This is a genomic window from Aeromonas sp. QDB11, assembly GCF_027705265.1.
Lineage (GTDB): Bacteria > Pseudomonadota > Gammaproteobacteria > Enterobacterales > Aeromonadaceae > Aeromonas > Aeromonas allosaccharophila.
Map to the genome: position 1 here is coordinate 1 of NZ_JAPDBM010000215.1, position 761 is coordinate 761.

The 761-nt window shown below is 52.8% G+C and carries 1 protein-coding gene; it reads left to right on the forward strand.

Annotation, left to right across the window (positions count from 1 at the left end):
* Positions 1–75 precede the first annotated feature (75 nt).
* On the forward strand, positions 76–761 hold a 686-nt coding region (locus OKC40_RS22735; RefSeq protein ID WP_270797056.1), incomplete at its 3' end, for an IS1595-like element ISKpn3 family transposase.

The following is a 761-nucleotide window of genomic DNA, read 5'->3' on the forward strand; positions in this document are numbered from 1 at the left end:
CCTGATTACCCATGATTAGCAGTCAGTTACCACGAACTATACTGATCTTACGTACAGTTATCGAGGTGCGAGATCATGGCCAAAAGCAAAATCCAATTCCAGAAAGGCTACAGCCTGTTTGAGTTTCTCAAGGACTATGGCACTGAGGCTCAGTGCGAAAACGCGCTGTTCACTTGGCGTTTTCCTAACGGCTTTGTCTGCCCTGAATGTGCCAACAAGACCTGTTGTCGCCTGAGAAGGCGGCCACGTGTGTGGCAATGCAATCACTGCCGTCACCAGATGTCATTGACTGGAAACACGATTTTCGCAAACACCAAGCTCCCACTGACCAAGTGGTTTCTGGCAATGCACCTGTTGTCACAAACCAAAACAGGCTTGTCAGCGATGGAGCTAAAGCGCCAGTTGGGCGTCAAATATGACACCGCCTGGATGCTCAAGCACAAGCTGCTGCAAGCCATGAAAGAGTCCGATGACAAGCAGCCCATCAGCGGCATCATTCAGCTCGATGATGTCTACTGGGGTGGCGAGCGCCGTGGTGGCAAACGGGGTCGGGGCGCGGCAGGCAAGACGCCGTTTGTGGCAGCAGTGGCCCTGAACAAGGAAGGACATCCAATCAAGATGCGGATGACGGTGGTCGATGGTTTCAAAACCAAGTCCGTTGCTGATTGGGCAAAACGGCATATTGCCAGTGGTAGCGCGGTGATATCCGATGGATTGGCCTGTTTCAAAGCGGTCAAGGAGGCCAATTGTGAGCACCTGGG